This window comes from Streptomyces tropicalis (genome assembly GCF_029269835.1).
Classification (GTDB): Bacteria; Actinomycetota; Actinomycetes; order Streptomycetales; family Streptomycetaceae; genus Streptomyces; species Streptomyces tropicalis.
In genome coordinates, this window is the sequence record NZ_JARJBB010000015.1 from 122941 (window position 1) to 145518 (window position 22578).

The following is a 22578-nucleotide window of genomic DNA, read 5'->3' on the forward strand; positions in this document are numbered from 1 at the left end:
GACCTCGGGCGTCGGCGGGCGGCGGGCCGTGCGGCCTCGTTCCCGGGGACGTCCCCGGTGTCCCCGGGACGCGGGGACGACATCACGGGCCGCCACCCCGGAAACGCTGGGTGACGAGTGATCACGTCATGTGGTCGCTGGAACGACAGCCCGGAGGTTTCCATGATCCGACGGTCCCTCACCGGTGGCCTGCTGACGGCGGTCGCGGTCCTCGCGCTCGCGCCCTCGGCGCACGCCGCCCCGGTCGCCCCGGTCCCGCAGGTTTCGGCGTCCGCGGCCGCACCCCGTCTGCTCCCCGCGCCGGTGACCCTCCCCGCGGGGCAGGCGCCCGCCGCGCACCGGGCCGTGCGTCCGGTGCACCGTCTCCACCCGGCCCGGCGGACGCACTGCCTCCGCCCCATCGGCCGGCTCACCGTCCACCGCCGGGTGCTGCAGCCGGTCGGGCGGGTGACCACCGTGCACTTCCCGCTCAACGTGCGCAGCGGGCCGGGCACCGGCTACCGGGTGATCGGGGTCCGGCACGCGCACCGCGCGCTGGCACTGACCTGCCGGACCCACGGCTCCTGGGTGCGGGGCAACCGGCAGTGGTACCGGCTGACGTACGCACGGGGCTGGGTCTCCGCCCGTTACGTGCGCGTCCGCACCGCCCTGCCCTGGTGCTGACGCCGGGCAGGTCCGCACTCCCGTGGTCCTGACCCGCAGCACCTGACGGATCGGCCCGCCCGGGCCCGCACGCCCCCGGGCGGGCCCTCGACACGCCCGGCCCCCTCCGCCTCACCGTCCTCACCCTTCCCGGAGGTGTGGCGGCACCCCGAACCCGGGAAACCTTTCCGACAACCGGGGTGAAACGCCCAAAGCGGTAGCGGAGTCGGGAGACGCATCATGCGGCAGCCCCCAGCAGCGGCACCGTCGGACGAGCAGCTCACGGCGTGCTTGCGCGAGCTCCGGGACCGTACGGGGCTGAGCCTGGCGGCACTGGCTCAGCGGACGCCGTACAGCAAGTCCGCCTGGCACCGCTACCTCACCGGGATCAAGCCCCCGCCCCGCTCGGCCGTCGAGGCGCTCGCCCGGCTCGCCGGCGCGGATCCGGCCCGCGCGCTGGCCCTGTGGGAGACGGCGAGCGCGCCCGGGCCCGCGCAGGGAGGCGCGCCCGTCCCGGCGCGGACCGGGCGCGGCCCGCTGCCGGCGCTCACGGTGCTGGCCGCGGTGGCCGCGGTCGTGGCGGCCCTCGTCGCCCCCAGCGGGAGCGGTGTGCCGGGCGCGCGTGCGGTGATGGCCGGTCAGCGGTGCCACGGACGGGCCTGCCAGGGTGTGCTGCCCGGCGCCTCGGCGTGCGCCGGGGACGCCCAGACCCGCAGCACCGTGGCCGACGCGGATTACACCGTGCGGCTGCGCTACTCGCCCTCCTGCGGCACCGCCTGGTCGCAGGTGCGGGTGAGCGGCGCGGTCGCCCGGGAGGTCTCGGTGCGGGCGGGCGAGGACGCGCTGTCCGCGACGTACTCCGCCGACGACGTGCGCGGGGACACCAGCCCGATGCTCGCGGTGCCCTCGCCGAGGGGCGTCGAGGCGTGTGCCGAGGTGGCCGGGAAGCTGGCGTGCACGGGCCTGGACGCCGACGCGGCCCAGCAGCCCTGACCCCGCCGCGGGACCCGCCGGCGCCCAAGCACCCGTGGACGGCCGGCGCCCGTCACGCGGCCGAGCGGTGGGCGCGTGGGCGCGTGGGCGCGTGGGCGCCCCTCACTTGATGAGCGCGTTCGCCACGACCACGAACAGGCCGAGCAGCGCGTCGCCCACACCCGTGACGAGCGCCGCGGGCCAGCGGCGCCCCGCCCACCGGGCCGAGAGCAGGCCGAGCACGAACAGCAGCCCGATGTTGAAGACGAAGGCGGGCAGTTCGACCCGGTCGGCGGGCCACCAGCCCCAGCCGGCGCCCGCCAGGATCAGGGCGGTCGGCAGCATGGCCACGACGAGGGGCCACTCCGCGGCCAGGGCCCGCAGGGCCTGACCGCGCCGGCGCGGGCCGCGCTCGGCGATGTAGTGCGCGTAGCCGTGGGCCAGCGCGGAGGCGAAGGCGGTCACCAGCAGCCAGGCGGCGTCGTAGCGCCGGTCCCCGCGCGTGCTGTGCCCGTACTCGGTGAGCGCGGCCACCATGGCACTGGCCACCACGGCGCCGTAGACACCGCCGAAGACCACCATGGAGCGGGTGTCGCGCGCGGGCGTGGTGCGGGCGGCCTGCGTGGTGTCCGCCATGGGCTGCCCCCTTCGCGGGCGCGGAAGGACGGTCCTGTCCACGATCACCCGGCCCGCCTGCGGGCGCCACTCCACCGGGCGGCCGGGCGGCGCCGCGCCGGGGCGACGAAGTGTCAGGGCACCCGTGCCGATCACGGACACCCTGTCGACGTCGGCGGGTCGCGCGGCCCGGCTAGGGTCGCCGCATGACCCACAGCTTCGCGCTCCACGTCCCCGACGCCGACCTCGTGCCCGAGCCGCTCGACCCGACGCAGATCGTGTCCGGCACGCCCGAGGTGACCGGGAAGGTGGTCTGGGAGTCGGCGGACGGCCGCCGGGCGCGCGGCATCTGGCAGATCACCCCCGGCGTGGTCACGGACACCGAGGCGGACGAGGTGTTCGTGGTGGTGAGCGGCTCGGCGACGATCGAGGTGGAGGACGGCCCGACGCTGCACGTCGGCCCGGGCGACATGGCGGTGCTGCGCGAGGGCGACCGGACGACCTGGACGGTGCACGAGACACTGCGCAAGGTGTACGCCGTGACCCTCTGAGCGCGCCGCGACAGCCGGCACGGCCGCCGGTCGGGCGACCGGCCCGCGGTCGAAACGGCCGTACCGGATCAGGGCCGCGCACCGGGCGGCCGGGGGCGAGGCCGCACACCGGGCCGCCGCACGGTCGACCGACGCCCGGGCCGAGGCCGCACACCCCGCGTCGGCCCGCACGGCTCCGCGGCGGCAGGTCGTGGCGTCACCCTCCGCGCGCTCTCCCGCACACCGCCCCGCCCGTGGCACACCCGGTCGGCGGTGGCCTCGCCGAGCCCGGTCGGGCGTGCGATCGCGCGGATCGGGAACGGATGGCCCCTGCGGGGCTCCTCGAGGGCTTCTTGGCGGCCCCGGCTGTTCGAGGGGTTTGTACGGACAACACCGACCACAATGACAGGACCGCGGAGCCGGTGCCGGGGGGCGGCGCAGTGATTCGACCGGAACCAGAACGCGCCCGGCGCCCCGGACCGAACCGGCCGGCGGCCCGCCGTACGGAACCCTCGACACGAAGGAGCAGCGGAGCTCATGCGCATCGGAATCCTCGGCCTCGGCCGCATCGGCGCCTTCCACGCCGGGACCCTGTCCGGACTCGACGCGGTCGCGTCGCTGGTCGTCGCCGACCCGGTCGCCCGGGCCGCGAAGGCGGCCGCCGAGCGGTTCGGCGCCGAGATCGCCGACTCGCCCGAGGCGGTGCTCGCCGCCGGGGTGGACGGTCTCGTCGTGGCGGCCGCGACGGACGCCCATCCGGCGCTGATCCTGGCGGCCGTCGAGGCGGGGGTGCCGGTCTTCTGCGAGAAGCCGGTGGCGCGCACCATGCCGGAGGGCGTCGCGGTCCTGGAGGCGGTGCGGGGCGGCGGCGTGCCGGTGCAGATCGGCTTCAACCGCCGCTTCGACGCCGGTTTCGCCGCCGCCCGGGCGGCCGTGCGCGCCGGTGAGCTGGGCCCCCTGCACACCGTGCGGTCGACCACGCTCGACCCGGCGCCCCCGCCGGCCGCGTACATCGCCGCGTCCGGCGGCATCTTCCGCGACTGCGCGGTGCACGACTTCGACGTCATCCGCTGGGTGACCGGGCGCGAGGTGACGGAGGTGTACGCCGTCGGCGGCAACCGGGGCGCCGACTACATCCGGGAGGCGGGTGACGCCGACACCACCGGGGCGCTGCTGACCCTGGACGACGGCACCGTGGCGGTGGTGTCCAACAGCCGCCACAACGCCCGTGGTTACGACGTCCGCATGGAGCTGCACGGCTTCCGTGACTCCCTCGCCGTCGGCCTCGACGACCGGCTGCCACTGCGGTCCGCGGAGCCGGGCACGGTGTTCCCGGCGGGGCCGCCGCACGACTTCTTCATGGACCGCTTCGCCGACGCCTACCGCGCCGAACTGGCCGCCTTCACCGAGGTGGTGGCCGGGCGCCTGGCCTCCCCGTGCACCGTCGCGGACGCGTTGGAGGCCGGGTGGATCGCGGAGGCGTGCACGCTGTCCCTGCACGAGCACCGCCCGGTGCGTCTGGACGAGGTGCGCGGCGGCGGGTGACCGGGACCGCGCGGCCGGCGGCGCGGCAGCGGGTGGCCCGGGCCCCGGCGGTCAGCGGCGCGGGCGGGGGGCCGCGAGGACGGCGCGCTCCCGGGCGGCGCGGACCGCGGCGGAGAGGGTGGCGATGTCGTAGGCGCCGTGGTGGCGGCGGCCGTTGACGAAGAAGGTGGGGGTGCCGGAGACCCCGCTGAGATCGGCTGACTCCACGTCCTCGGCGACCCGCTCGGCACCCGATCCCTCCCGCAGGTCCCGGCGGAAACGGTCGGTGTCGAGGCCGGTGGCCTCGGCGTGGCGCAGCAGGTCCGGTGGCCGCAGGTCGCCCTGGTGGCTGATCAGGACGTCGTGCATCGGCCAGTAGCGGCCCTGCCGTTCCGCGGCCTCGGCCGCCTCGGCGGCGAGCTGCGCGTCGGGGTGGACGTCGGTCAGCGGCAGGTGCCGCCACACGTAGCGGACGTCGTCGCCGAACTCGGCGAGCAGTGCGCGCACCACAGGCTCGGCGAGCCCGCAGTACGGGCATTCGTAGTCGCCGTACTCGACGAGCGTCACTGGCGCGGACGGCGGCCCGCGGACGTGGTCGCGCCCCGGGTCGACGGGTTCGGCGAGGTCGACGACGGTCTCGCCGCCGCCGAGCAGTGCGCGGGCGCGAGCGGGCGGGGGCAGCAGCGCGAGGGCGCGGGTGATCAGCCAGGAGAGCAGGAAGGAGCAGACGACGGCGGCCAGCACGCCGGTCTTGGCCTCCTCCAGCCGGGCGCCGTCGAAGGCGAGGGTGGCGATCAGCAGGGCCACCGTGAAGCCGGCCCCCGCGAGCCCGCCGCCGGTGGCGACGGCGCCCCAGCCGATCGAGGGACGCAGCCGGCCACGGCTCAGCCGTGCGGCGAGCCAGGTGGAGCCGGCGACGCCGATCGGCTTGCCGGCGACGTAGCCGATCAGGATGCCGAGGGTGACCGGCGAGGCGAGGGTGTGGGCGAGCCGGCTCGGGGAGACGGGCAGACCCGCGTTGGCGAGGGCGAACAGCGGCACGATGACGTAGCCGGTCCAGGGGTGCACCATGCGCTGGAGCCGCTCGTTGGGCGGGAGGGAGGCGGCGAGGCCGCGGCGCAGGGTGCGTTCCAGTTCGGGGGTGGGCTGCTCGCGGAAGTTGCGGAAGAGGCGGCTGACGCGTTCGAGGGAGTGCCGCCGGGCCGGGTGGGCGGAGGTCAGCAGACCCATGACGAGGCCGGTGACCACGGGGTCCACGCCGGAGCGCAGCAGCGCCGCCCACAGGGCGAGGGCGGGCAGGAGGTGGACGGCGGAGACGCGTACGCCCGCGGCGCGCAGGCCGAGCAGCACGGCGAGCACGCCGACCGCGGCGAGCAGGGCCGGGACGTACACGGACCCGCTGTAGGCGAGGGCGATGACGGCGAGCGCGAGGAAGTCGTCGGCGACGGTGACGCCGAGCACGAACACCCGCAGCCCGGCGGGCAGCCGGGAGCCGAGGACGGCGAGGAAGCCGAGCGCGAAGGCCGTGTCGGTGGACATGGCGGTGCCCCAGCCCCGCGCCGTGTCCTGTCCGGCGTTGAGGGCCAGGAAGACGGCCACGGGGACGAGCATGCCGCTGGTGCCGGCGATCGCGGAGAGCGCGAGCCGGCGGCGCTCGCGCAGCTCCCCGATGTCGAACTCGCGGCGGGCCTCCAGCCCCACCACGAAGAAGAACAGCGTCATCAGCCCGCTGTTGACCCACTCCCTCAGGTCCAGGGACACGCCCGCGGGGCCGAAGGCGAGCGACAGACGGGTGTGCCACCAGGCCTCGTACGTGTCCGGGGAGGCGTTCGCCCACACGAGCGCGGCGACGGTGGCCGCGAGGAGCACGGCGGCGCTGCCGGTCTCGGTCCGCAGGAAGGCCAGGAGCGGGCTGCGGGCGCCGCCGCCGCAGACGGTCCGGCCGGTCATGGGCGGGCCGGGCGGCGGCTCCGGCCGGGTCGGGGACGCCTCGTGCATGGGGGTCGTGGTCCGTCGGCGGTGCGCGCGGCCGCGGGTCACCGGGCGGCGGGCTGCGCCGGCAGGTCGAAGACGTGCTGCGGGGAGACGATCCTGGTGACGGTCTCGCCGAAGACGGTGCTGGGCTCGCTGCCCCGGTAGTCGATGTCGGTGTTGAGCAGGACGACGAGGGTCGCCTGCGCCGAGGGCAGGTACACGGTCAGGGACTCGTAACCGGGCAGGGAGCCGTTGTGGCCGATCCAGCCCTGCACGTCGAAGATGCCGAGGCCGTATCCGGTGCCCGCGATGGGGGTGGGCGGGGTGGTGAGCCGCTGCTTCTGGGTGGCGGGGCTGATCAGGGTGCGCCCGTCGGGGAGCACGCCGGTGGCGACGGTGCGCGCCCACACGCGGAGGTCGTCCAGGTCGGAGATCATCGCGCCGGCCGCCCAGGCCCAGGAGGGGTTCCAGTCGGCGGCGTCCTCGACCTGGCCGGTGGCGGTCTGGTCGGTGTAGCCCTGCGCGTGCGGCTGCGGGAACTCCGCGCCGCGCGGGAAGAGGGTGTGGCCCAGGCCGGCCGGAGCGAGGACCCGGGTGCGGAGGTAGTCGGCCAGGGGCAGGCCGCCGGCCTTCTCGACGACCAGGCCGAGCAGGATGAGGTTGGTGTTGCAGTAGTCGAACTTCTGGCCCGGCGGGAAGAGCACGGGGTGCTGGAAGGAGTAGTCGAGCAGCTGCTGCGGGGTGAAGGGGCGCTGCGGGTCGGACGTGAGGGCCTTGAAGAACCCGTCGTCGTCGGAGTAGTTGAACAGTCCGCTGCGCATGCCTGCGAGTTGGCGCAGGGTGAGGGAGTCGCCGTTGGGGACCCCGGCGACGTACTTGCCGATCGGGTCGTCGAGGCCGACCTTGCCCTGGTCGGCGAGCTGGAGCAGTGCCGTCACGGTGAACGTCTTGGTCTCGCTGCCGATCCGCAGGTACAGGCCCGGGTCCATGGGACGGCCGGTGGTCTTGTCCGCGACGCCGAAGGACTTCACGTACTGCCCCTGGTGCGGCGTCCACACCCCGACGGTCGCCCCGGGCACGTGGGTGCGGTCCATGAGCTGCTGGACGGCCTGGTCGAGTTGCCGCTTCACGTCGGGGGTGAGGGTGCGGACCCCGGTGTCCGAGGGCGAGGGGGCCGGTGGCGCGGTGGCGGTGACGGCGGCCGGTGCGGACGCGGGCGCCGCGACGGCGGTTCCGGCGGCGGACGGGACGACGAGCGCCCCCACGGCCGTGGCGGTGACGGTCCCCCGGCGCAGGCGGGTGCAGGTGTGCCTCATGGACTGACTCCCAGCACAGGTGCGAAGACCCGCCCGCGTCGTGGACGGGGCGGGACGGGCGGCGGGCGTCGCTCCGCGGTGGACGCCCGTCAGGACCGGTCTCGGCGCGGGCGGAGCATCCGGTGCCTCATCGACCTCGCGCCCGACGCCTCCAGGATAGGAGCGCCCGCGCCCCACCGCCCGTCGGTGCCCCGGCCGCCCCGCGCCGGGGCGGCCCAGGGGGGAGTCCGGCGCCGGGTCCTACGCCCCTCGCCAGACGTTCGCGAAGGCCGCGTCCTCGATGGCGCGGCGCTGGCGCACGGCCTCCAGTTCCATCAGGGCGTCGTGGACGGCGGCGAGCACGGTGAGGACCGTGTCGTCGGCCGGGTCCGGGACGGCGTCCGGCGCGCGCACCCCGACGGCCCCGGCGAGGGTGGCGAGGACGGGCTCGCCGGCCGCCCAGCGGGCCGCCGACCGGCGCCGGGCGTCGGTGTCGGCGAGCACCGCGCGCACCCCGCGGAAGGGCATCCAGTGGCTGCGCCGCCAGGTGATCAGCCCCTCCTCCTCCAGGGCGGCCAGGTAGGCCGTGGACAGCCCGCGTCCCCGGCGCCACAGCCAGTCCTCCAGCGTCTCGTACGGTGTCCCGCGCACCAGGGAGGCGGCCGCCTCGTCCAGCAGCCGGTCGTCGGGGCGCGGCGTCAGCCGGGGCACGACCCGGTCGCCCTCCAGCCCGAGCGCCTCGGCCGCGAGGAGGTCGACGGTCTCGGCGCCGGCGAGCGCGAGCGAGAGTTCACCCTGCTGCACGGGCTGCTCCTCCCCCGCGTCCAGGGTGACGATCATCAGGTCCCGCGCTGTGCTCATGGGGGCTCCCCTCGACGGGATGGGCGGCCCGGCGCCCGGCGGCCCCGGGTCCGGGCGGGGGCGGCGGCCGGTGTCCGTTCCACGCCCAGCCTACGACCGCCGCGGGGCCCGGGGCCGCAGGAGCGGGCGCCGGCCGCGGCGCGCCCGCGCCCTCAGGCCCCGCAGGACCGCAGGAACCGGCGGGTGCGCACCGCGACGGGCAGCGGCCGGTCCGGCTCGCAGGGGTACATGTCCTGCTCGACGATCGCGAAGAGGTCGACTCCGAGCTTCTGCGCGGCGGCCAGCACGGGTTCCAGGTCCGGTACGCCGTGCGGCGGTTCGCACATGACGCCGCGTGCGACGGCCGGCCCGAACGCCACCCCGTTCGCCACGACGTCGGCGAGGATCCCGGGGTCGACCTGCTTCAGGTGCAGGTAGCCGATGCGTTCGCCGTAGGTCTCGATCAGGCGGACGCTGTCGCCGCCGCAGTAGGCGTAGTGCCCGGTGTCCAGGCACAGGTTGACCCGTGCGGGGTCGGTGGCGTCCAGGAACCGCTCGACGTGCGCCGCGGTGTCGATGTGGGTGTCGGCGTGCGGGTGCACGACGATGTCGAGGCCGTACCGCTCGCGGACCTCGTGGCCGAGCCGCTCCATGCCGCGGGCCAGGTGGGTCCACTGCGCGGCCGTCAGCTCGGGCGGCTCCAGGATCTCGGCGGTCCGGTCGTCGCGCCAGAAGGACGGGATGACCACCAGATGCCTGGCGCCCATGTCCCGGGTGAGCGCGGCGACCCGGGCGACGTGCTCCCAGGTGGAGTCCCAGACGTCCGGACCGCGGTGCAGGCCGGTGAAGACGGTGCCCGCGGAGACCTTCAGGCCGCGCCGGGCGACCTCGTCGGTGAGGCGCGCGGGGTCGGTGGGCAGATAGCCGTACGGGCCGAGCTCGATCCAGGAGTACCCGGCCTCGGCGACCTCGTCGAGGAAACGCGGCCAGGGCACCTGGCGCGGGTCGTCGGGGAACCAGACGCCCCAGGAGTCGGGGGCCGAGCCGACCCGGATGCGGTCGAGCACGTGGGTCATGTCAGGGGGTCCCTTCGGAAGACGCCGGGCCGGGTGCGGTGAGGTCCTGCTCCTCGGGGAGCTCGTCGACGTCGACGCCCCGGACCTGGGCCAGCTCGTGCTTGAGTGCGGCCAGTTCGGCACCTCCGGCCATGTGGTTGGTCAGCTCCTCGAGGCCGACCTCGCCGCGGTCGGCGCTGAGTTCGAGGGTGCCCAGGCGCAGCACGCTGAAGTGGTCGCCGACCATGTAGGCGTGGTGCGGGTTGTGGGTGATGAAGATGACGCCGAGGCCGCGGTCGCGGGCGGCGGCGATGTACTTGAGCACCACGCCGGACTGCTTGACGCCGAGGGCGGCGGTCGGCTCGTCCAGGATGAGGACGCGGGCGCCGAAGTGGACGGCGCGGGCGATCGCCACGCACTGGCGCTGGCCGCCGGAGAGGGTTCCGATGGGCTGCTCCAGGTCGTCCAGGACGATGCCCATGGCCCGCAGTTCCTCGTCGGCGGTCCGCTTCATGCGGGCGATGTCGAGGCGGCGGACGGGCCAGGGCCCGCGGGTGGCCTCGGAGCCGAGGAAGAAGTTCCGCCACACCGGCATGAGGGGCACGGTCGCGAGGTCCTGGTAGACGGCGGCGATGCCGCGGTCCAGGGCCTCGCGCGGGGAGGAGAAGCGCACCGGCGCGCCGTCCACGAGGAACTCGCCCTCGGTGTGCCGGTGCAGCCCTGAGACGATCTTGATGAGGGTGGACTTGCCGGCGCCGTTGTCTCCGAGGACGCAGGTCACCCGGCCGGGGCGGACGGTGAGGTCGACGCCGTGCAGGGCGCGGATGTTGCCGTAGGACTTGCCCGCGCCGCGCAGTTCGACGAGGGGCCGCCCGTCCTCGGGCGCGGTGGCGTCGGGGGCGGGGCCGGGTGTCGTGGCCGTGTCGTCGGTCATGGCGGTCACCTCCTGGTCGCGGTGCGCCGGACCCACAGATTGACGAGGACGGCGCCGAGCAGCATCACGCCGAGGAACGCCTTGAACCAGTCCGGGTTCCAGCCGGCGTAGACGATGCCCTGGTTCACCATGCCGAACATGAAGGCGCCGAAGACCGGGCCGATCGCGGAGCCGTAGCCGCCGGTCAGCAGGCAGCCGCCGATCACGGCCGCGGCGATGTAGATGAGCTCCTGGCCGACGCCCTCGCCGGACTGCACGGTGTTGAAGGAGAACAGCTGGTGCATGCCCACGAACCAGGCGCCGAAGCCGACCAGCATGAAGAGCGTGATCTTGGTGAAGGTGACCGGCACGCCGACCGCGCGGGCGCTGTTCCGGTCGCCGCCGACCGCGAAGATCCAGTTGCCGTACTTGGTGCGCATCAGCACCCAGGTGGCCAGGGCCGCGAAGACCAGCCACCACACCACGGTGATCTTCACCTGCACCCCGCCGACGTCGAACGACGACGCGAAGAGGGCCTTGGCCCGGCCGAAGCCGTCCATGTCGCTGATGTCGTCGGTCGCCACGTTGCCGGTGATCATCTTGGTGACGCCGAGGTTGACGCCCTGCAGGATCAGGAAGGTGCCGAGGGTGACCAGGAAGCTGGGCAGCCCGGTCTTCACCAGCATCCAGCCGTTGAGGGCGCCGATGCCGAGGGAGACCGCGAGGGCCACGACCACCCCGGTCCAGACGTTCAGGGTGAGCTGGTAGCTGAGCATGCTCGCGGTGAGCGCGGAGGTGACCACGGCGACACCGGCCGACAGGTCGAACTCGCCGCCGATCATCAGCAGCGCGACCGGCAGGGCCATGATGCCGATGGTGGACGACTGGTAGAGGACGGTCGCCATCGAGCTGCCCTGGCGGACCGAGGGCGCGGCGACGAAGAAGAAGACGAACACGGCGACGGCGCCGAGGAGGACGCCGACCTCCGGCCGGGCGAGCAGCCGGAGCAGCAGCGGGCGCCGGGCGGTCCGGCCGTCCCGGTTCCTGTCGCCGGGGGCCGGCGGTGTGCCCGCCGCCGGTGCGGCCTGCTGGGTCATGCGCATCACCGGGTGCCCTTCGCGGCGAACCGGGCGACCTTGTCGACGTTGGACCGGTCGACGAAGGCGGGACCGGTCAGCACCGGCCGTTCGCCGCCGCCGCTGTAGTTGCCGTTGTTCCTGTAGAGCCAGAGGGAGTCGACCGCGAGGTAGCCCTGGAGGTAGGGCTGCTGGTCGACGGCGAACTGGATGTCGCCGCGCTGGACGGCGTGCGCGAGGTCCTTGTTGAGGTCGAAGGTGGCGATCTTCGCCTTGCTTCCGGCGTCGCCCACCGACTGCACCGCGGTCAGCGCGAAGGGTGCGCCGAGGGTGACCACGTAGTCGATGCCGCTGTCCTGCTTCAGCTTCGCGGTGATCGTCGACTTCACGGACGGCATGTCGGTGCCGTTGACGTAGAGGGTCTCGGTGGTGCCCCTGAAGGTCTTCCTCACCCCGTCGCAGCGCTGGGTGAGGCCGACGTTGCCCTGCTCCTGGATCACGCAGACGGCCTTCTTCGCGCCGACCTCGTTCAGCCTGGTGCCGAAGGCCTCCCCCGCGACGGACTCGTCCTGCCCGAAGAACTCCAGCAGGCCGAGTTTCTTCCAGTCGCTCACACCGGAGTTGAGGCCGACGACGGGTATCCCGGCGTGCTCCGCCCTGGCGAGGACGCCCTTCATCGCGTCCGGCTTGGCGAGGGTGACGGCGATGCCGTCGACCTTCTGGTCGATCGCGTTCTGGACCAGGTTGGCCTGGTTGCCGGCGTTGGGGTCAGCCGAGTAGACGAGCTTGACGTTGTCCTTGGCGGCGGCCGCCCTGGCCCCCTTCTGCACGATGTCCCAGAAGGTGTCGCCGGGCGCCTGATGGGTGATCAGGGCGACCGTCATCCGGGGCGTGTCGGCCCGGCCCGCCGCGGCTGCGGCCCCGCCCTCCTCGGCCTTCTTGCCGCCGGAGCCGCTGGAGCAGCCGGCGAGGGTCAGGGCCGCCGCCGCGGCGAGGGCCACGACGGGGGCGAACGGGCGGGAGCGGGAAGAGCGGTCCATCTTTCCTGCACCTCACTGTGCGACGGGGGAAAGGGAGGGATCAGGAGGATCCGGGGGCCCGGATCCGTGGGACCCGGGTCGTCGTCCGTGTGCTCGTCTGTTGCGCTGGGACGGGATCCAATCCCCTGCCACGCCCGCTGTCAATACTTTGTTAAGACATTATTTCACAAGCTAGTCAGAATGTAAGTACAAACCCTTGACACCCCGGGCCCCTGCGGCCTACACCTGGGAGTCGGCAGGCCCCCGGGACCGGCGTCTCCACCGTCGCAGGGCACCCGGGGATCCGCACCCCCGCCACCGTCGAGGAGCGCGCATGGCCGAGTCAGCCCCACCCTTCGACCTCATCACGATGGGCCGCATCGGAGTCGATCTGTACCCGCTGCAGTCCGGCGTACCCCTGGCGCGGGTGGAGACCTTCGGCAGATTCCTCGGCGGCTCGGCCGCCAACGTCGCCGTCGCGGCCGCCCGCCTCGGCCGTTCCACCGCCGTCATCACCCGCACCGGCGCCGACCCCTTCGGCGCCTTCCTGCACCAGGCACTCGGGGACTTCGGCGTCGACGACCGCTGGGTCACCCCGGTCGACGGCCTGCCCACCCCGGTCACCTTCTGCGAGCTGTTCCCGCCGGACGACTTCCCGCTCTACTTCTACCGCCGTCCCAAGGCCCCCGACCTGGAGCTGCACACCCGCGACCTGGACCTCCCCGCCGTCCGCGCCGCCCGGATCTTCTGGATGACCGGCACCGGCCTGAGCGAGGAACCGAGCCGCTCCACCACCCTCGACGCGCTCCGCGCCCGCGACCGGGCGGGCACCACCGTCTTCGACCTCGACTGGCGCCCCATGTTCTGGACCGACCCCGAACAGGCCCGCACGGTCTACGCCGAGGCGCTGCGGCACGCCACGGTCGCCGTCGGCAACCTCGACGAGTGCGAGATCGCCACCGGCGTCCGCGAGCCCGGCGCCTGCGCCGAGGCGCTGCTCGCGGCCGGGGTGGAACTGGCCGTGGTCAAGCAGGGGCCCCGGGGCGTGCTCGCCGTGCACCGCGACGGCACCCGGGCACAGGTGCCGCCGGTGCCCGTCGAGGTGGTCAACGGCCTCGGCGCCGGAGACGCCTTCGGCGGGTCGCTCTGCCACGGGCTGCTGTCCGGCTGGGACCTGACGACGGTCGTGCGGCGCGCCAACGCGGCCGGCGCCCTCGTCGCCTCCCGGCTCGCCTGCTCCTCCGCGATGCCCACCGGGGCGGAGGTCGACGGCCTCCTCGCACGAGCCACTGCCTGAACGGAGCTTCGCCGTGCCCCTGAGCATCCCCGACCTCACCGCGGTCAGAGCCCGGCACCCCGGGGCCGTCGCCGAGGCCGCCGCCCGCCGGGTGCGCCGTCCGCTGGTCGGCGACAGCGGGCGCCTGATGATCGTGGCCGCCGACCACCCGGCGCGCGGCGCGCTCGGCGTCGGGGACCGCGGGCTCGCCATGGCCAACCGGGCCGACCTGCTGGAACGACTGTGCGTGGCGCTGTCGCGGCCCGGCGTCGACGGGGTGCTGGCCACGGCCGACGTGCTGGAGGACCTGCTGCTGCTCGGCGTGCTGGACGGCAAGGTGGTGATGGGCTCCATGAACCGCGGGGGCCTCGCCGGCTCCGCCTTCGAGATGGACGACCGCTTCACCGGCCACCGCCCCCGCGACCTGGCCCGGCTGCGCTTCGACGCGGGCAAGCTGCTGCTGCGCATCGACTACGCCGACCCCGGCTCGCTGGCCACCCTGGAGTCCACCGCCCGCGTCATAGACGAGATGGCCGAGTTGCGGCTGCCCGTCTTCGTCGAGCCGTTCCTGTCCCGCCGGGTGGACGGCCGGGTGTCCAACGACCTGTCCGGGGAGGCGGTCACCCGCTCCATCGCGATCGCCTCGGGCCTGGGCGGCACCTCCGCGTACACCTGGCTGAAGCTGCCGGTCACCGAGGACCCCGACGACATGGCCGAGGCACTGGCGGCCTCCACGCTGCCCGCGGTGCTGCTCGGCGGCGACGTCGGCGACGACCAGGCGGGCGCGTACCGGCGCTGGCGCACGGCGCTGCGGCTGCCCACCGTGCAGGGCCTGGTCGCCGGCCGCTCGCTGCTGTACCCCGCACACGGCACGGTGGAGACGGCGGTCGACACGGCCGTGGGCCTGCTGCGACAAGGAGACATGCGATGACCAGCCGCCACCACCTTCCCGCCGGCCGGGCGCGCCGCGGCCCCCACCTGGTGGACGTCTCGCCCGAGTCCGCCGGCTGGGCCCACTCGTCGCTGCGCGTGCTGGAGCTGCCGCCCGGCGGCACCCACACCTTCGGCACCGGCGACAGCGAGTGGATCGTGCTGCCGCTCGCCGGCGGCTGCACGGTCGGCTGTGCCGACGAGTTCGGGCGGGACACCTTCGCCCTCACCGGCCGCGAGAGCGTCTTCACCGGGGTCAGCGACTTCGCCTACGTGCCCCGCGACGCCCGCGTCACGATCGGCTCCGCCGGCGGCGGCCGCTTCGCGCTCACCGGGGCGCGCTGCACCCGGCGCCTGCCCGCCCGCCACGGGCCGGCCGCGTCCGTGCCGGTGGAGCTGCGCGGCGGCGGCAGTTGCAGCCGCCAGGTCAACAACTTCGGCGCGGCGGGCGTGTTCGAGTGCGACCGCCTCATCGCGGTCGAGGTGCTCACCCCGGGCGGCAACTGGTCGTCGTTCCCGCCGCACAAGCACGACGAGCACCGGCCCGGCGAGGAGTCGGTGCTGGAGGAGATCTACTACTTCGAGTTCGCCGCCCACGACGGCACGCCCGGCCTCGGCTACCAGCGGGTGTTCCCGTCCGGGCACGGCCGCCAGGGGACCGACGTGCTCGCCGAGGTGCGCGACGGCGACGTGGTGCTCATCCCGGACGGCTGGCACGGCCCGTCGATGGCCGTGCCCGGCCACACCATGTACTACCTCAACGTCATGGCCGGCCCCGAGGCCGAACGCGCCTGGCTGATCAGCGACCACCCCGACCACGCCTGGATCCGCGCGACCTGGCCGGACCAGCCCGTCGACCCGCGCCTGCCGCTCTACTCGGCCCCGGCCGCGTCCCCCGAACCGTCGTCCCCGTCCGCCCCGTCGTCCCCGTGAGGTCACCGATGAGCCAGCCGAGCCGGCCCCCGCAGCCGGACCGCCCGTCCACCGTGCGCCGGACCGTCGCGCAGGCGCTGGTGCGCTTCCTCGCCGCCCAGTACACCGAGCGGGACGGTGTGCGGCACCGGCTGATCGCCGGGACCTGGGGCATCTTCGGCCACGGCAACGTGGCGGGCGTCGGCCAGGCGCTGCTGGAGGCCGGCGAGAGCGTGATGCCGTACCACCAGGGCCGCAACGAACAGGCCATGGTGCACGCCGCCGTCGGCTTCGCCCGCCACCGGGGCCGGCTGTCCACCCAGGCGGTCACCACCTCCATCGGGCCCGGCGCCACCAACCTCGTCACCGGGGCCGCCCTGGCGACGATCAACCGTCTCCCGGTGCTGCTGCTGCCCGGCGACTACTTCGCCGCGCACACCGCCGACCCCCTGCTCCAGCAGCTGGAGCACTCCGTCGCGGCGGACGTGTCGGTCAACGACACCCTGCGCCCCGTCTCACGCTACTTCGACCGGGTCACCCGGCCCGAGGCGCTGATCGCCTCCGCGCTGAACGCCGTACGGGTCCTCACCGACCCGGCGGAGACCGGCGCGGTCACCCTCGCGCTGCCGCAGGACGTGCAGGCCGAGGCGTACGACTGGCCGGCGGAGTTCTTCGCGGAGCGGGTGTGGCGGGTGCGGCGGCCCGCCCCCGACCCGGAGGAGCTGGCCGCGGCCGCGGCGGCGGTCCGGGCCGCTGCCCGCCCGCTGGTCGTGGCCGGCGGCGGCGTCCACCACAGCGCCGCCGAGGACGCGCTCGCTGCCTTCGCGGAGGCGACCGGCATCCCGGTCGCCTCCACCCAGGCAGGCAAGGGCTCGCTGCGCCACGACCACCCGGCCGACCTCGGCGGCATCGGCCACACCGGCACGGCGGCCGCCGACGACACGGCGCGCGAGGCGGACCTGGTGATCGGGGTGGGCACCCGGTACACCGACTTCACCACGGCCTCCGGCACGCTCTTCGCCCACCCCGGCGTGCGCTTCGTCAACCTGAACATCACCGCGTTCGACGCGCACAAGCTGGCGGCCCGGCCCCTCGTCTGCGACGCCCGCGCCGGTCTCCGGGCCCTGACCGCCGCGCTCGCCGGACACCGTGTCGACGCCTCCTACGAGGCCCGCTGCCGCGCCCGCAAGGAGCGCTGGGCCGAGGTGGTCGAGGCCGCCTGCCGCGCCGGCGACGACAGCGCGGTCCCGACGCAGACCCAGGTCCTCGGCGCCCTGGACGCGGTCGTCGGCGACGAGGACGTCGTGATCAACGCGGCCGGCTCGCTCCCCGGCGACCTGCACAAGCTGTGGCGGGCCCGCTCACCGCGCCAGTACCACCTGGAGTACGGCTACTCGTGCATGGGCTACGAGATCCCCGCCGCCGTCGGCGTGCAGCAGGCCGCCCCGCACACCCCCGTCTGGGCGCTGGTCGGCGACGGCACCTATCTCATGATGCCGACGGAGATCGTCACGGCGGTCCAGGAAGGGCTGCCGATCAACCTGGTCCTGGTCCAGAACCACGGCTACGCCTCCATCGGCGGGCTGTCGGAGTCGGTGGGCGGTGAGCGCTTCGGCACGGCCTACCGCCACCGGGCCGCCGACGGCACCTTCACCGGCGCGCCCCTGCCCGTCGACCTCGCCGCGAACGCGGGCAGCCTCGGCCTGGACGTCCTGCGCGCCGGGACGGTGGGCGAGCTGCGCGCGGCGCTCGCCGCGGCCCGCGCCTCCGACCGCCCCACCTGCGTGTACGTGGAGACCGATCCGGCGCCGGGCGCTCCCCCGGCACAGGCATGGTGGGACGTGCCGGTGGCCGAGGTCGCCTCCCGCGGGGCGGCCGTCAAGGCCCGGGAGCACTACGACCGGGAGGCGGCCGGACGCCGCCGCCACCTCTAGTCGACCGGCCGGCACTCGGACCGCGTGGTGCGGTTCCGGCCACGCACCGTGATCCTCGGCGAAGCTCAAGAGGGGAGTCGTTGAACCCTTCGTGAACGTCCGCCGAATCATCAAGCGGAAGTTGCAAGTCCAGTTCGCGCGGCCGCTATGAAGGGTCACGTGAGCATCTCCCGCAGGAAACTGATCATCGGGGCCGCGACCGTGGCCGCGACCGCGACCGCCCCACTCGTCACCGAGGGACTGGCCCAGGGACAGACCGCACCGCAGCCCCCGTCTCTCCCGGCACCCCAGGACTCCGGCATCGACCACATCGTGGTCGTGATGATGGAGAACCGTTCCTTCGATCACTACCTGGGCTGGCTCCCGGGCGCCGACGGCAAGCAGGCCGGGCTGACGTACACCGACCGCGACGGGGTCGCCCACGCCACCCACCGTCTGGACACCGCCCAGGGCTGCGCGTACAACGACCCGGACCACAGCTACGAGGGCGGCCGGATCGAGTACAACGACGGCCGCTGCGACGGCTGGCTGCGCGCCGGCACGAACGACGAGTTCTCCATCGGCTACTACCTGCCCGAGGACCTCGACTTCTACAGCAGGGCCGCCCCCGCCTGGACGGTCTGCGACCGCTACTTCTCGGCGGTCATGGCCGAGACGTACCCCAACCGCTTCTACCAGCACGCCGCGCAGACCGACCGCATCCACAACTCCACGGACACCTCGACGCTCCCCACCATCTGGGACCGCCTCGCCGACGCGGGCCTGGACGGCAAGTACTACTACCACGACGTGCCGTTCACCGCCCTGTGGGGGACCAAGCACATCGGGATATCGCACCCGTACACGGAGTTCCTCGCCGACTGCGCCTCCGGCAACCTGCCCCAGGTCTCCTTCGTCGACCCCAAGTTCCTCGACGAGGGCAGCGGCACCTCCGCCGACGACCACCCCCACGGCGACATCCGTGCGGGGCAGTACTTCCTCAACGAGGTCTACCACGCGGTCACCTCGAGCCCCGCCTGGAAGCGGACCCTGCTCGTGGTCAACTACGACGAGTGGGGCGGCTTCTTCGACCACGTGGCACCCGCCACCGCCCCCGACGCCCACCCCGAGTGGGGCCTGCGCGGCTTCCGCACGCCGTGCCTGGTGATCTCCCCGCGCGCCAGGCGCGGGTACGTCGCTCACGGCGTCTACGACCACACCTCGGTCCTCAAGGCCATGGAGTGGCGCTGGAACCTGCCCGCCCTCACTCCCCGCGACGCCGCCGCCAACAACATCGTCGAGGTGCTCGACTTCAGCGACGCGCCGAACCCCGACGCCCCGCAGTGGTCGGTGCCCCCCGTGGTCGGCACGCCCTGCTCTCCCGCCGTGGCGCCCGACTACGAGCAGTGGCACGCGCTGCGCGACAAGGCCCAGTCCCTCGGATGGAAGCTCCCCTCATGAAGCACCGCGTCACCCGCGGCACGCGCCGCCTGATGGTCCTGGCCGCCGCGTTCGCCGCCCTCCTCGCGGCCGGCGGGGGCACGCTGGCGGCGATGCAGGCCGAGGCCGCGCCCGCGGCGGGCCCCCGCCACGTCTTCGTCATCAACCTCGAGAACAAGGGGTACGACGAGACCTGGGGCCCCGGCTCGAAGGCGCCGTACCTCAGCCAGACCCTGCGCTCCCAGGGCGTGCTGCTCTCGCAGTACTACGGCATCGGCCACAACAGCCTGGACAACTACGTCGCACAGATATCCGGGCAGGGGCCCAACCCGGACACCCAGGCGGACTGCCAGACCTTCGCGCCGTTCGTCCAGACCGGCACCGCCGACCCCGGCCAGGCCGTCGGCCGGGGCTGCGTGCACCCCTCCGGCGTGAAGACGCTGGCCGACCAGATGGACGCCTCCGGGCACACCTGGAAGGGCTACATGGAGGACATGGGCACCCCCTGCCGCCACCCCGCGGTCGGCGCGGTGGACGACACGCAGAAGGCGAAGGCGGGCGACCAGTACGCCACCCGCCACAACCCGTTCATGTACTTCCACTCGATCATCGACCGGCAGGACGACTGCGCCCGGCACGTCGTCGACCAGTCCGCGCTCACCACCGACCTGCAGACCACGGCCACGACGCCCGACCTGAGCTACATCACGCCCAACCTGTGCGACGACGGCCACGACTCCCCGTGCGTGGACGGCCGTCCGGGCGGGCTGGCCTCCGCCGACGAGTGGCTGAAGAAGTGGGTCCCGGCCATCACCTCGTCCCCGGCCTTCAAGCAGGACGGCATGCTGGTGATCACCTTCGACGAGTCGGACGGCCCCGACAAGGACTCCAGTGCCTGCTGCGGCGAGGGCCCGGCGCCCAACGCCCCGCTGCCCGGCATCACCGGCCAGGGCGGCGGCCGGACGGGCGCACTCGTGGTCTCCCCCTTCACCAAGGGCGGCACGTGGAGCACCACGCCGTACAACCACTACTCGCTGCTCGCCAGCATCGAGGACCGGTTCGGGCTGCCGTACCTGGGTTACGCCGGGCAGAAGGGCCTCAGCCGCTTCGGCACCGACGTGTTCAACACCGGGACCTGACGACTGATCCCCGAACAGCCCCGAACATGCGAAAGCCCGTGCCAAGTCCCCTGGCACGGGCTTCCGACCTGCGATGCCGCAAGTCGGGACGACAGGATTTGAACCTGCGACCCCTTGACCCCCAGTCAAGTGCGCTACCAAGCTGCGCCACGTCCCGATGCGCTCACGTGCGGTGACCCGCGTGATCGCGCGACCGTCACTTTACCGCACACCGGACGCTGCGCCGAAAGGGGCGCGGAGCCGGGGGACAATCGGGGACATGAACAGCGCATCCCCCGGACGGCCGGGCGACGGGCGGGACCGGGACGACGAGGGCCGGGCACGCAGCGCCCGGCCGCGGGACGGGCTGGGACGGCCGCTGCCCTACGGCTCGGAGGGCGTGGCCCGGCAGCCGGAGGGCGTGCTGCGCACGCCCGCGGAGTCCGTCGCCGAGGCGCAGGAACTCCTGGACGCGGGCAGGCCGTTCCACGCGCACGAGGTCTTCGAGGACGCCTGGAAGTCGGGCCCCGACGCGGAGCGCGGGCTGTGGCGGGGGCTGGCCCAGCTCGCCGTCGGACTCACCCACGCCGCCCGGGGCAACGCCACCGGCGGTGCCCGGCTGCTGCGGCGCGGCGCGGACGGCGTCGACCGCTGGGCGGGGGAGGCCGGGCGGCCCGCGCCGCACGGCCTGGACGTCGACGGGCTCGGCGCCTGGGCGCGCGGGCTGGCGGACGCGGTGGAGCGGCGGCCGGAGGCCGTGGACCCGGCGGCCCGGGCACCCCGGCTGCGGCGGGCGCGGTAGCCCCGGCCGGCCGCGTGACGGCCCGCCGGGCGCCCGGTGCGGCCGCCGCGGCTCCGGTGCGCGGACCGTCGGCGGCGTACGGCAGACTCGGGGCGTGCGAAAGATTCATGTCATCGGCATCGGCGCGGGCGACCCCGAGCAGCTCACCCTGCAGGCGGTGCGGGCACTGCGCGACACGGACGTGTTCTTCGTCCTCGGCAAGGGCGAGGTGAAGGCCGACCTCGTGCAGCTGCGCCGGGACCTCCTCGACACGCACGTACCGCAGGGGACGTACCGCCTGGTGGAGGCGCGCGACCCGGAGCGGGACCGGGCGGCGGGCGGCAGCGCCTACTCCCCCGCCGTCGGGGACTGGCGCAGCGCCCGCGCCGGGATCTACGAGCGGCTGATCGCCGAGGAGCTGGGCCCCGACGAGCGCGGCGCGTTCCTGGTGTGGGGCGACCCGTCGCTGTACGACAGCACGCTCGGGATCCTGGAGGAGGTGCTCGCGCGGGGTGCGGTGGACTTCTCGTACGACGTGGTGCCCGGCATCAGCAGCGTGTCCTCGCTGGTGGCCCGGCACCGCACGGGGCTGAACCGGGTCGCCCGCCCGGTGCAGATCACCACGGGCCGGCGCCTGGCCGAGGGATTCCCGGAGGGTGTGGACGACGTGGTCGTGATGCTGGACGCCCACCAGACCTTCCGTCGGTACGCCGACCAGGACATCCACATCTACTGGGGCGCCTACCTGGGGACGCCGGACGAGGTGCTCGACTCCGGCCCGATCGCGGAGGCGGCGCCGCGCATCGAGCGGCTGCGGGCCGAGGCCCGCGCCCGCAAGGGCTGGATCATGGACACGTACCTGCTGCGCCGGAACCCGCGGCAGGACTGACCGGGCCGGCCGGACCGGGCCGCCCCCGCCCGGTGTCCGCGCGGGCGGATCCGCCCCGGTGTCAGCGCGGGGCGAGACCCAACCGGGCGAGGGCCGCGGCGACGTCGGGGACGGCGTCCACCCCGCCGGGCAGCGGAGGGCGCCGTACGACGACGACCGGGAGGTCCAGCCCGCGTGCGGCCGTGAGCTTGGCCGCGGTCGCCGCTCCCCCGCTGTCCTTGGTCACGAGCACGTCGACGCGGTGCTCCCGCAGCAGCTCCGTCTCGCCGGCCACCGTGAAGGGGCCCCGGGCCTGCACCAGGTCCACGTCCGGCGGCAGCGGCGGCTCCGGCGGCTCGACCGACCGGACGACGAAGTGCAGCTCGGTGAGGGCGGCGAAGGCGGCGAGGCCGAGCCGGCCGGTGCTCAGGAACACCCGGCGCCCGAGCCCGGGCAGCAGCCGGGCCGCATGCTCCAGCGAGTCGGCCGGATGCCACCGGTCTCCGGGTGCCTGCGGCCATCCGGGGCGGCGCAGGACGACCGCGGGGACGCCGGTGGCGACCGCCGCCCGTGCCGCGTTCCGTGTGATCGCCTCGGCGAAGGGGTGCGTGGCGTCGACGAGGGCGTCCACGTGGTGCGCGCGCAGCCAGGCCGCCAGGCCCTCCGCCCCGCCGAAGCCGCCGACACGCACCTCGCCGTCCACGGTGCCCGGCCGGGACACGCGCCCGGCCAGCGAGGTCGTCACCCGCACACCGGGCCGGGCGGTCAGGGCTGCGGCCAGTTCGCGTGCCTCGGTGGTGCCGCCGAGGACCAGGACGTGCGCGGGCATGGGCCGAGCGTACGGGGCGGGCGGGCCGGCGGGGACGGTGGGTGGTCGCGGGCCCC

Annotated in this window: 21 protein-coding genes and 1 tRNA gene; 12 read left to right on the plus strand and 10 right to left on the minus strand. The window is 74.5% G+C overall.

Annotation, left to right across the window (positions count from 1 at the left end; all coding sequences use genetic code 11):
- Positions 1-162: 162 nt before the first annotated feature.
- Both P3H78_RS24775 and P3H78_RS24780 read left to right on the plus strand, forming a co-directional pair.
- On the plus strand, positions 163-663 hold the full coding sequence (locus tag P3H78_RS24775; RefSeq protein ID WP_276111355.1) for an SH3 domain-containing protein: 501 nt from the start codon (positions 163-165) through the stop codon (positions 661-663).
- 219 nt (positions 664-882) lie between these two features.
- Complete coding sequence (locus tag P3H78_RS24780) at positions 883-1635, plus strand: helix-turn-helix domain-containing protein (protein WP_276111356.1); 753 nt, start codon at positions 883-885, stop codon at positions 1633-1635.
- Between the two features lie 102 nt (positions 1636-1737).
- Here the strand turns inward: P3H78_RS24780 and P3H78_RS24785 are convergent, their stop codons facing one another.
- Positions 1738-2250, minus strand: a complete 513-nt coding sequence (locus tag P3H78_RS24785; RefSeq protein WP_276111357.1) for a hypothetical protein — start codon at positions 2248-2250, stop codon at positions 1738-1740.
- A gap of 185 nt (positions 2251-2435) precedes the next feature.
- On the opposite strand from P3H78_RS24785, the gene P3H78_RS24790 reads away from it, so the two are divergent.
- Entirely contained in the window at positions 2436-2780 is a 345-nt protein-coding gene (locus tag P3H78_RS24790; RefSeq protein WP_276111358.1) for a cupin domain-containing protein, read from the plus strand.
- A gap of 516 nt (positions 2781-3296) precedes the next feature.
- Entirely contained in the window at positions 3297-4304 is a 1008-nt protein-coding gene (locus P3H78_RS24795; RefSeq protein WP_276111359.1) for a Gfo/Idh/MocA family protein, read from the plus strand.
- A gap of 51 nt (positions 4305-4355) precedes the next feature.
- Here P3H78_RS24795 and nhaA read toward each other — a convergent pair whose 3' ends face one another.
- From nhaA to P3H78_RS24830, 7 genes are all read right to left on the minus strand, one after another.
- The gene (gene nhaA, locus P3H78_RS24800) at positions 4356-6281 is read right to left on the minus strand and encodes a Na+/H+ antiporter NhaA (RefSeq protein WP_438828034.1); all 1926 of its coding nucleotides are present in this window, start codon (positions 6279-6281) and stop codon (positions 4356-4358) included.
- A gap of 38 nt (positions 6282-6319) precedes the next feature.
- Complete coding sequence (locus tag P3H78_RS24805) at positions 6320-7573, minus strand: serine hydrolase domain-containing protein (protein WP_276111360.1); 1254 nt, start codon at positions 7571-7573, stop codon at positions 6320-6322.
- A gap of 240 nt (positions 7574-7813) precedes the next feature.
- Positions 7814-8413 carry a GPP34 family phosphoprotein gene (locus tag P3H78_RS24810; protein WP_276111361.1) on the minus strand — a complete coding sequence of 200 codons (600 nt, stop codon included), beginning with the start codon at positions 8411-8413 and terminating at the stop codon, positions 7814-7816.
- A gap of 152 nt (positions 8414-8565) precedes the next feature.
- Positions 8566-9468, minus strand: coding sequence for a sugar phosphate isomerase/epimerase family protein (locus tag P3H78_RS24815; protein ID WP_276111362.1), 903 nt, complete (start codon positions 9466-9468; stop codon positions 8566-8568).
- Position 9469: 1 nt separating this feature from the next.
- Complete coding sequence (locus P3H78_RS24820) at positions 9470-10381, minus strand: ATP-binding cassette domain-containing protein (protein WP_438828035.1); 912 nt, start codon at positions 10379-10381, stop codon at positions 9470-9472.
- A 5-nt stretch (positions 10382-10386) separates the two neighbouring features.
- Complete coding sequence (locus P3H78_RS24825; RefSeq protein ID WP_276111364.1) at positions 10387-11463, minus strand: ABC transporter permease; 1077 nt, start codon at positions 11461-11463, stop codon at positions 10387-10389.
- Positions 11463-12476, minus strand: a complete 1014-nt coding sequence (locus P3H78_RS24830) for a sugar ABC transporter substrate-binding protein (protein ID WP_276111365.1) — start codon at positions 12474-12476, stop codon at positions 11463-11465. The genes P3H78_RS24825 and P3H78_RS24830 overlap by 1 nt, the downstream gene beginning before the upstream one ends.
- A 313-nt stretch (positions 12477-12789) precedes the next feature.
- Between P3H78_RS24830 and iolC the strand changes: the two genes are divergently transcribed.
- From iolC to P3H78_RS24860, 6 genes are all read left to right on the plus strand, one after another.
- Entirely contained in the window at positions 12790-13752 is a 963-nt protein-coding gene (gene iolC, locus P3H78_RS24835) for a 5-dehydro-2-deoxygluconokinase (protein WP_276111366.1), read from the plus strand.
- Positions 13753-13765: 13 nt separating this feature from the next.
- Positions 13766-14662: a Cgl0159 family (beta/alpha)8-fold protein gene (locus tag P3H78_RS24840; protein ID WP_276111367.1), complete on the plus strand. Its 897-nt coding sequence runs from the start codon at positions 13766-13768 to the stop codon at positions 14660-14662.
- Positions 14659-15594: a 5-deoxy-glucuronate isomerase gene (gene iolB / locus P3H78_RS24845; protein WP_276111368.1), complete on the plus strand. Its 936-nt coding sequence runs from the start codon at positions 14659-14661 to the stop codon at positions 15592-15594. The genes P3H78_RS24840 and iolB overlap by 4 nt, the downstream gene beginning before the upstream one ends.
- An 8-nt stretch (positions 15595-15602) precedes the next feature.
- A complete protein-coding gene (iolD, locus tag P3H78_RS24850) occupies positions 15603-17507 on the plus strand; it encodes a 3D-(3,5/4)-trihydroxycyclohexane-1,2-dione acylhydrolase (decyclizing) (RefSeq protein ID WP_276111369.1) in 1905 nt (634 codons plus the stop codon).
- A gap of 159 nt (positions 17508-17666) precedes the next feature.
- A complete protein-coding gene (locus P3H78_RS24855) occupies positions 17667-18947 on the plus strand; it encodes an alkaline phosphatase family protein (protein WP_276111370.1) in 1281 nt (426 codons plus the stop codon).
- Positions 18944-20065 (plus strand): alkaline phosphatase family protein, encoded by a 1122-nt coding sequence (locus P3H78_RS24860; protein WP_276111371.1) that lies wholly within the window; start codon positions 18944-18946, stop codon positions 20063-20065. The genes P3H78_RS24855 and P3H78_RS24860 overlap by 4 nt, the downstream gene beginning before the upstream one ends.
- Before the next feature lie 83 nt (positions 20066-20148).
- Here the strand turns inward: P3H78_RS24860 and P3H78_RS24865 are convergent.
- Positions 20149-20222 (minus strand) — tRNA-Pro (locus tag P3H78_RS24865).
- 102 nt (positions 20223-20324) lie between these two features.
- Here P3H78_RS24865 and P3H78_RS24870 point away from each other — a divergent pair.
- Positions 20325-20846, plus strand: coding sequence for a DUF309 domain-containing protein (locus P3H78_RS24870; protein ID WP_276111372.1), 522 nt, complete (start codon positions 20325-20327; stop codon positions 20844-20846).
- A 94-nt stretch (positions 20847-20940) separates the two neighbouring features.
- Positions 20941-21714, plus strand: a complete 774-nt coding sequence (gene cobF, locus P3H78_RS24875; RefSeq protein WP_276111373.1) for a precorrin-6A synthase (deacetylating) — start codon at positions 20941-20943, stop codon at positions 21712-21714.
- A 61-nt stretch (positions 21715-21775) separates the two neighbouring features.
- Here the strand turns inward: cobF and P3H78_RS24880 are convergent, their stop codons facing one another.
- A complete protein-coding gene (locus P3H78_RS24880; RefSeq protein WP_276111374.1) occupies positions 21776-22522 on the minus strand; it encodes a cobalt-precorrin-6A reductase in 747 nt (248 codons plus the stop codon).
- Positions 22523-22578 lie beyond the last annotated feature (56 nt).